Source organism: Endozoicomonas sp. (assembly GCF_051008435.1).
Classification (GTDB): domain Bacteria; phylum Pseudomonadota; class Gammaproteobacteria; order Pseudomonadales; family Endozoicomonadaceae; genus Endozoicomonas_A.
On record NZ_JBPCXO010000540.1, the window covers coordinates 1 to 7,805 of the forward strand.

5 protein-coding genes and 10 tRNA genes are annotated in these 7,805 nt (G+C 47.7%); 14 read left to right on the top strand and 1 reads right to left on the bottom strand.

Going from position 1 to position 7,805, the window contains the following annotated elements:
• Positions 1 to 18 precede the first annotated feature (18 nt).
• The 11 genes from ACR2PX_RS27685 (at position 19) to ACR2PX_RS27735 (ending at position 3,052) form a co-directional block, all read left to right on the top strand.
• A tRNA-Gly gene (locus ACR2PX_RS27685) sits at positions 19 to 94 on the top strand.
• Positions 95 to 216: 122 nt separating this feature from the next.
• Positions 217 to 292 (top strand) — tRNA-Glu (locus ACR2PX_RS27690).
• 37 nt (positions 293 to 329) lie between these two features.
• Positions 330 to 405, top strand: a tRNA-Gly gene (locus tag ACR2PX_RS27695).
• A gap of 130 nt (positions 406 to 535) precedes the next feature.
• A tRNA-Glu gene (locus ACR2PX_RS27700) sits at positions 536 to 611 on the top strand.
• Between the two features lie 485 nt (positions 612 to 1,096).
• Positions 1,097 to 2,008, top strand: a complete 912-nt coding sequence (locus ACR2PX_RS27705) for an SDR family NAD(P)-dependent oxidoreductase (protein WP_434002593.1) — start codon at positions 1,097 to 1,099, stop codon at positions 2,006 to 2,008.
• Between the two features lie 128 nt (positions 2,009 to 2,136).
• A tRNA-Ala gene (locus tag ACR2PX_RS27710) sits at positions 2,137 to 2,212 on the top strand.
• A gap of 42 nt (positions 2,213 to 2,254) precedes the next feature.
• Positions 2,255 to 2,330: transfer RNA gene (locus ACR2PX_RS27715), tRNA-Glu, on the top strand.
• Between the two features lie 43 nt (positions 2,331 to 2,373).
• A tRNA-Gly gene (locus tag ACR2PX_RS27720) sits at positions 2,374 to 2,456 on the top strand.
• Positions 2,457 to 2,490: 34 nt separating this feature from the next.
• Positions 2,491 to 2,566 (top strand) — tRNA-Gly (locus tag ACR2PX_RS27725).
• A 295-nt stretch (positions 2,567 to 2,861) separates the two neighbouring features.
• Positions 2,862 to 2,937, top strand: a tRNA-Ala gene (locus ACR2PX_RS27730).
• Positions 2,938 to 2,976: 39 nt separating this feature from the next.
• Positions 2,977 to 3,052 (top strand) — tRNA-Glu (locus ACR2PX_RS27735).
• A 140-nt stretch (positions 3,053 to 3,192) separates the two neighbouring features.
• Here the strand turns inward: ACR2PX_RS27735 and ACR2PX_RS27740 are convergent.
• The gene (locus tag ACR2PX_RS27740) at positions 3,193 to 4,998 is read right to left on the bottom strand and encodes a long-chain-acyl-CoA synthetase (RefSeq protein ID WP_434002594.1); all 1,806 of its coding nucleotides are present in this window, start codon (positions 4,996 to 4,998) and stop codon (positions 3,193 to 3,195) included.
• A 273-nt stretch (positions 4,999 to 5,271) separates the two neighbouring features.
• Here ACR2PX_RS27740 and ACR2PX_RS27745 point away from each other — a divergent pair, with 273 nt between their 5' ends.
• From ACR2PX_RS27745 to ACR2PX_RS27755, 3 genes are all read left to right on the top strand, one after another.
• A complete protein-coding gene (locus tag ACR2PX_RS27745) occupies positions 5,272 to 6,300 on the top strand; it encodes a helix-turn-helix domain-containing protein (RefSeq protein WP_434002595.1) in 1,029 nt (342 codons plus the stop codon).
• Between the two features lie 143 nt (positions 6,301 to 6,443).
• Positions 6,444 to 7,295 carry a hypothetical protein gene (locus ACR2PX_RS27750; RefSeq protein WP_434002596.1) on the top strand — a complete coding sequence of 284 codons (852 nt, stop codon included), beginning with the start codon at positions 6,444 to 6,446 and terminating at the stop codon, positions 7,293 to 7,295.
• Positions 7,296 to 7,309: 14 nt separating this feature from the next.
• The gene (locus ACR2PX_RS27755; RefSeq protein ID WP_434002597.1) at positions 7,310 to 7,711 is read left to right on the top strand and encodes a hypothetical protein; all 402 of its coding nucleotides are present in this window, start codon (positions 7,310 to 7,312) and stop codon (positions 7,709 to 7,711) included.
• The last annotated feature ends 94 nt before the right edge of the window (positions 7,712 to 7,805 follow it).

Sequence of the window (7,805 nt, forward strand, 5' to 3'; positions counted from 1 at the left end):
GTCGTAAATATCTTCGCTGCGGGAATAGCTCAGTTGGTAGAGCACAACCTTGCCAAGGTTGGGGTCGCGAGTTCGAGTCTCGTTTCCCGCTCCAATTTGGTTTTGAGTGTGAGATGCAACCTTGCCAAGGTTGAGGTCGTCTCTCTATGGAAGAGCGAGTCTCGTTTCCCGCTCCAGATTCAGGCTTTATGCAGTAGTATAAAGACGCAAGTTTGCGTCCCGTTCGTCTAGTGGCCTAGGACACTGCCCTTTCACGGCAGTAACAGGGGTTCGAGTCCCATACGGGATGCCATTTTTCACGACATGAAGAAGTCGTAAATATCTTCGCTGCGGGAATAGCTCAGTTGGTAGAGCACAACCTTGCCAAGGTTGGGGTCGCGAGTTCGAGTCTCGTTTCCCGCTCCAATTTGGATGTGAGTGTGAAGTACGACCTTGCCAAGGTTGGGATCGTCTCTCTATGGAAGAGCGAGTCTCGTTTCCCGCTCCAAATACAGGCTTTATGCAGCTCCAAGTGCATAAAGACGCAAAGAATTGCGTCCCGTTCGTCTAGTGGCCTAGGACACTGCCCTTTCACGGCAGTAACAGGGGTTCGAGTCCCCTACGGGATGCCATATTAAAAAACCCGATACTGAAAAGTATCGGGTTTTTTTTATGGGAAAAATAAACTGAAGAGAGCTGCAGCTATGTCCAGAGGTGGAAGATCAGGATAAGAATAAGTGCCGGGCAAACCTCCTGGATATAAAAGTCATGAGTCGTTCAGATCACGTTTCTTCTGGCTCAGTTTGTCAGAGCATTCATCAGTTGCTTCTCTTTTAGAAACATCCTGCCAGAGTGCTGGCGAAGATCGCCAGCAAGGATTGGGAGGGCCGGTTGCCTGTTTTCAGGCTAGTCATCGCAGGTTGTTACTGCCGACATGAGCAGCATTGTAATGGTTGCTGCCATTATGGCGGGGTAGGAGTAGGCTGGCTCCGCCTCTGCTGTAGTGTTTCCCCTGCTATGCTGGAGTGTGCTCTGAAGTGTTTGTCTGGTTTCATTGGGTCTCAGAACAGATCTCTAGAGTTCAAAACTCCATAGAATAACAAGCAAGAGAAACAGAATGTCACGAATACTATTGTTCGCAGTTCTTGCATTCCCCTGGTGGCTTTTTGCCTCAGATGCCCGGAAAGTCGTGGTTGTCACTGGTGCATCTTCCGGCATTGCTCAGGCAGTGGTCGAGCGATTTGCCAGGGATCCCGCTTATAAAGCCTATGGCACGACTCGAAAGACCGGTCTTGTAGGCTCTCAGGATGACGGCTATATCCTGGTGCAGATGGATCCCAGTGACACAGATTCTGTTCATGCTGCCTTTGAAGGCATTATCAAGGCAGAAGGGCGGGTGGATGTATTGGTTAACAGCGCTGGCTTTATGGTGTTGGGGTCTGTTGAAAGTATTGATCCGGATAAGCAGCTGCTGAGTCTCTTCAATGTCAACGTGGTGGGTTATGCCAGGACAACCAGGGAGGTGATACCTGTTATGCGTGATCATGGAGGAGGCCGAATCATTAACGTTACCAGTATCCAGGCGCTTGAACCTCGTGGCTTGCAGGAAAGCTATTCAGCAACACGCTCTGCGGTTGAAACCATGTCCATGGGGCAATCGAGCTATTTGAAGGATGATAATATCGAAGTAATTGTCTATGAACCTGGGGCGACACGAACCGGCATAATGAGTTCTTCTCCACAAGGTTCAGCCAAGGTGAAAGGTGATAAGACTTTGCCTTTGATGCCTGACTTTGTAGACATGCTCGATAAACGATTGGCTCAGGGGGCGCCAGCCGATGAGGTGGCAGAGCAGATCTTTGCGCTGGCTGAACAAGTTCAGCCGGATTTCAGGAACTTTGCCAGTCCGGCGGTTCGCGATCGGGCAGGGGCAGTTTATAAGGATCCTACAGGCAACAATCTCAGGACTCTTATTCGTGACAAGTATGAAAGGTTTGTTAACTCGGTTAAGAATAAGTTTCAGAATTAATTCAGGGAAGTTGACATCAATCGGGTAAATCCATAGAATTCTGCCTCGTTCGCTGATGCAGCCAAACCTTTCAGGGGATCAATTAATTGATTCGAAAGTGTAGGTTTGCATAGTTAAGCGCATTATTTGGGGCTATAGCTCAGCTGGGAGAGCGCAACACTGGCAGTGTTGAGGTCAGCGGTTCGATCCCGCTTAGCTCCACCAAAATTACGCTTTCTTTTTTTGAAAGTTGTAAAAAGATAGTGTGTCCCGTTCGTCTAGTGGCCTAGGACACTGCCCTTTCACGGCAGTAACAGGGGTTCGAGTCCCCTACGGGATGCCATTTTAAAGTGGTCAGTTGATAAATTATTAACTTATCACTAAAAGCGGGAATAACTCAGTTGGTAGAGCACAACCTTGCCAAGGTTGGGGTCGCCTCAGAGTTAAAGAGTGAGTCTCGTTTCCTGCTACAGACTTTAAAGAAGTCCTAAAACATCTTTATTGCGGGAATAGCTCAGTTGGTAGAGCACAACCTTGCCAAGGTTGGGGTCGCGAGTTCGAGTCTCGTTTCCCGCTCCAAATTAAAAAACCAGTCATTCGACTGGTTTTTTTATGTCTGAAGGAAATGCGATTGGCTGATTGCTAAAGCTGAGGTCAAGCCAAGGTTGGGGTCGTCTCTCTATAGCAAGGGCGAGTCTCGTTTCCCGATCCAAATTAAAGAAGCCAGTCATTCGACTGGTTTTTTTATGTCTGAAGGAAATGCGATTGGTCGATCGCTAAAGCTGAGGTCAAGCCACGATTTGGCTGAAGTGCATTCAGTAAAATCTACCACTTGATAGATCATCAAATAACTGCATAATACGCATCTGATTTTGGGGCTATAGCTCAGCTGGGAGAGCGCAACACTGGCAGTGTTGAGGTCAGCGGTTCGATCCCGCTTAGCTCCACCAAGATAACGCTTTCTTTGTTGAAAGTGTGAAAGATAGTGTGTCCCGTTCGTCTAGTGGCCTAGGACACTGCCCTTTCACGGCAGTAACAGGGGTTCGAGTCCCCTACGGGATGCCATTTTAAAAAATCAGTCGGCAATCGTTCGTTGTCAGTTGATTAAGATGGCGGATAAATGATCCGATTCGTCCAATGTTGTTAACGGAAAATGGTTAACGCATATCAAAAAAGCCAGCAATCTTTGCTGGCTTTTTTCGTTTTCAGGCTTTTTTCTCGAAAGGTTTGATGCTGATTTTCTGCAGTGCATTCGTGCTGTACTTGACATAAGTCTTCTCTGCTGAGTCCTGTATATAAAGCTCATCCTCAAAGGAGTTCGGGCAGTATCCCTGCTTCTGAAGATCAACTTTGCGTAGTTTGAAGGTCGCGGTCAGGTCAGATTTTTTCGCAATCCGGACAAAGAGTGGCATGGCGTAATGGGGTAGGGCACCATTGGCTTGCTGATAAAAGGTTTTGCCATCGAACTGGTGTCCGTTTTTAAGTTGAATGGCCGCCATTCCAGCGCGTCCTTCGTGATCTGGGATTGCCACTCCGTATATGTTGATCAGCTCAGCGGGCTCATAAGATGAAAGAGCATCGCTGACTTCGGTGGTGGAAACATTCTCGCTCTTCCAGCGGAAAGTGTCACCAATACGATCGATGAAGTAGTAGTAGTAATCCTCGTTGTCCCGGCTCAACAGGTCTCCCGAGCGGAACCAGGCATCCCCTTCGGAAAAGACATTGCGCAGTATTTTCTTTTCTGTAGCTTCAGCGTTGGTATAGCCTTCAAAACGGCCGGCTCCGAGGCCCGGAATGTTGAGGATCATGCCAAGGGCTTCACCCACATCTCCCGCTTCAGCTTCGACATAAAATCCGTTTTCATCTTTTACATGGCAGTCATTGTCGAGATCATATTTGATCAGACGAAGGTTGGATTTTTCCTTGAAGGGGATTCGGCCTACGCTGCCAGGTTTGCCATCGACATTGATGATGCCGCAATTGGCTTCAGTAGCTCCCCAGCCTTCGTAGATATCAACGTCACCAAAGCGTTCCAGAAAGCGCTGCCAGACTTCAGTGCTGACACCTGCGCCAGTCATACGCTTGAGGGTGTGATCCTGGTCGTTGGCTTGCTCAGGCTGGTTAACAAGGTAGCGGCAGATCTCACCGATGTATTGAGTGGTGGTAACGTTATAGCGTCGTACATCTTCCCAGAAGCGGGAGGCAGAAAACTTTCTCTTGAGGACGATGCTGGCATTGGAAGAGAGTGCGTTAGAAACCAGGGACATACCTGCAGCTCCATGGAAGAGAGGAAGAATGCAATAGAAAACATCCTCATCCGTCATGCTTAACAGATTGCTCCAGCCATCGCCCACGCCAAGCCAGCGCATATGGCTGATAATGGCCGCTTTGGGGAGGCCGGTAGTACCGGAGGTGAAGACATAGAATAAAGGTGTTTCACCAATGATGCTGGTTCTAAGGCCTTCTGGCAGGGTGTTTCTACTGACTTGTTCCAGGGCGGGTCCAATAGGCTCGCCATTTTCAGGAGTATTTTGTGTTTCTCCGTCTGATACAGACCAGATTCTGATGCCAGTAACGGTATCCGCTACCGTTGCAAACAGGTCAGAGCATTCTGAGCCCAGGAACAGGCATTTCGATGAGGTTTCCTGTAAGGCGTGGGAGAGGGATGTACCGCGAGCCTGAGTGTTGATCAGTGCTGCGGTGATGCCAGCTTTTGCCAGACCCAGCCATGCATAGAAAAACTCGGGGCGGTTCTCGATCATGACCGCACCGGTATCACCCGATTTCAGGCCGGCAGCCAGCGCCAGTTTGCAATACTGGTTGGCTCTGGTATTCAGTTCGGAAAAAGTGACCGTTTCGTTTTGGTAAATCAGGAAGGTTTTGTCCGGATAAACTTCTGCCAACTCTTCAAAGCGATCACTCACGGTATAGCTTTGTTCCGGAGTGTGTCGTGTGGCGCCTGCGCCTTGCAGGTCCAGGCGTGTCTGGGTGATTTCTCTTGAAATGGTCATCGTTTTTGTTCTTCTGCTTGTTCGGCTCTTATCGAAACGCTTTCCTCAGTCGGAGTGAGAAAAGATGCTTTCGGTCGCTTTTAGCTGTCTATTGTCCTTGTCTTAATCTTATGAATAGTGAGGGAAGCTTCAATAGCAAAAAAGATCATGAAGAGTGTTCATATTTATCATTTTTGTTTTAATATGCATGCATTAGGAGGAGGCTCTTTCCCTTATGGTCACCCTCGATATGGTTAGGTATTCAAGTATGAGTGGTCAATTATGCAGCGGCAGATGCCTTCACGGTTTGCACGAACATTACTGAACCTTTTGCAAGACGGTTCTCATCGCAGGCAGGCAATAGAGCTGGCTGGAGTTGAGGCCGGGAAGCTGGAGGCCGATTGTATTTCTTTGGAGGAATACTGTCGTTTATTTCATGAAGTGGTTTTTCAGATTCAAAATGAATTGCACGGTGATGAGGCTGATAAGGTTCGACGCTTCAGCAGTTATCAGCTGCTTCTGGAGTCCATGACTCAGGCAGAATCATTACGCGATGCGCTCGACAAGGCGGACTGCTTCTTTAAACGGATGAGCTTTTCCCAGGCCGGTATTTCTCTGGAGATGAGTGCTGACACCGCACTCTGGGTTTTTGAGTTTCCTCAGGATGTCCCCGAAGATTTCGACGCATCACATTTTTCGATGGATGGTCTTGGCTGGTTGCCCGGATTGATCGGCTGTTCTACGGCAATGTGGATCTGGTGGAATATTGCTGGCTGGTTGATTGGAGAGCCGATTCCACTTGAAGGAGTCTGCTTTGAGGTTACATGGCCTGAACAAATAGAGAAGTATGAAGCGCTGTTTGGTGCCTCTGTGTCCTGTCTTGCTCCTTTTACAGGTTTACGATTCGATACGGCTTTTCTCGACAGACCTGTTATCAAGGGCCAAAAAGATGTGCAGCAGTTAATGCTGAATTTTCTTCAGGGATTGTTTGATGTTCGATACAATAACCGTTCTCTGGCTGTGAGAATAGAAGAGTATCTGGGGCGCCATGGTACGGAAATGCCCACACTGAAATCGCTGGCAGGCTCATTCAATATGTCAGTGCCTACCTTGCACCGTCACCTCCAGAAAGAAAATACCAGTTATCAGGTGCTCAAGAATCACCATCGCCGTAAACGTGCTGAGCAGATGCTGGTCACTGGCGCTATGTCGATCGGTGAAATTGCCGTGCAGTCGGGTTTTTCTGATGCGGCTGCATTTCATAGAGCGTTCAAGAAATGGACGGGAGCGACCCCTAATCAGTTTCGTCAGGAGATGCTTTGATTTAACGGGTGGAGAAATCCCCTCAAAGACGGTCTTGTGACCTGAAGCATTATTTCATTCTTGTTGTAGGTGAAATGATTTTCTTCACTAATGGCGGTTTTGGCTATATTGATTCTTCTCTTTACTATTAAAAAGAAGAAATTATGTATTGGAGAGTTCTATTTGTTGTTGGATCTCTGATGAGTGGTGTGCTCCAGGCCAACGCACTTGCGGTCTTTTCGGAATCGGATGTGATCTTAGGCACTGGTTCTTCTGGAGAGAATCAATCTGCTCGTATGGAAAGCCAGGCTTATTATAATGAGCGTTTTTTCAGTAAAAAGCGCAAGCTTGGGGTTTGTATATCGGGTGGAGGCAGCCGCTCGATGGCTCTGGCCAGAGGTCAAATGGCGGTGTTGAGAGAATATGGGATAGAGGAGCAAATAGCCGATTTATCTCTGGTTTCTGGTGGTGCCTGGTTTGGGGTCAGTTATTACAGCAGTCAGCTTGAAGATGCGCAGATCTTGGGAGAATTGGTCAGTAATCCTGAAGATTTGACTTTGGATGCCGGGCAAGGTGGCTTGGCGCCCAGCAGCAGTAACCGGGATTCTGGTGAAGAGGTTGATTCAGGCGTCAGGTCTATCCTCAAAAGTAACCTTCATGTCATGACAAACGCCAGTTTGAGTCATGCTCATCAGTATTTTTCCAATCTTCCCCGTTTTATTGTTTCTTTCGTGGCAGGAACTATTTCAAGACGATTTGACGGCTCTCATGTATGGAGTGATTTCCTGAACCATAGTTTGAATGGCTGGTTTAATCTGTTCCTGAGTAATGAGTTTTTTGTCCGTAAAAGAGCTGACATGAATATCGTTATCAATACACTGTTGAAAAACGGTGAAAACTATTACCCCTTTGAAATATTGCCTGACGGGGTGCGAGTGCGTTCGTTTGTGGATGGATTTCAAGCTCGTCACATGAAGCATTCTGAGTTTGGTCTGGTACAGATGTTCTGGGTGTAGAAAAAATCTCTCCCATGAGGGCTCAGGATGCTTTGGCCGCCAGCAGTGCAAATTACGCCAACTTTGTCTGGGGACCCCTGACATACTTTGTGCTCCCCCATTATAAGTTTGCAAATGATCCGTTGAGGAGGGTTAAATCTGACCCGTACTACCAGTTGATTGACAGTGGTTTTCTGGATTACCTGGGTATCATGCTGCTCCTGGCCAGGAAGTCTGAGCGTATCATCGCCTTCATTAATACAGACCTTCCCATTGGCTCCAAAGAAACATCGACTGGAGAAACTCTGGTTGGTCTGGAGAAAGCTCTGCCAGCCCTCTTTGGTATACAGCCTGATGAAAGCCTTGAAGAAAGTGCCTATCTCGTGCTGAAAGAGTCCAAAAAGAAGGGGTTTGAAACAGTATTGAGTAATCTATGATTATCTATCATAATCTCATACTATGGATAAGAGATTAGTCAAGATTGGTGAAGCAGCTCGCTTGCTGGGTACTGACCACTCAACATTGAGGAAG

Excerpts from the sequence above, each read along its gene's own strand:
- ACR2PX_RS27705 (WP_434002593.1), top strand. The coding sequence starts at position 1,097 with ATGTCACGAATACTATTGTTCGCAGTTCTTGCATTCCCCTGGTGGCTT.
- ACR2PX_RS27740 (WP_434002594.1), bottom strand. The coding sequence starts at position 4,998 with ATGACCATTTCAAGAGAAATCACCCAGACACGCCTGGACCTGCAAGGC.
- ACR2PX_RS27745 (WP_434002595.1), top strand. The coding sequence starts at position 5,272 with ATGCCTTCACGGTTTGCACGAACATTACTGAACCTTTTGCAAGACGGT.
- ACR2PX_RS27750 (WP_434002596.1), top strand. The coding sequence starts at position 6,444 with ATGTATTGGAGAGTTCTATTTGTTGTTGGATCTCTGATGAGTGGTGTG.
- ACR2PX_RS27755 (WP_434002597.1), top strand. The coding sequence starts at position 7,310 with ATGAGGGCTCAGGATGCTTTGGCCGCCAGCAGTGCAAATTACGCCAAC.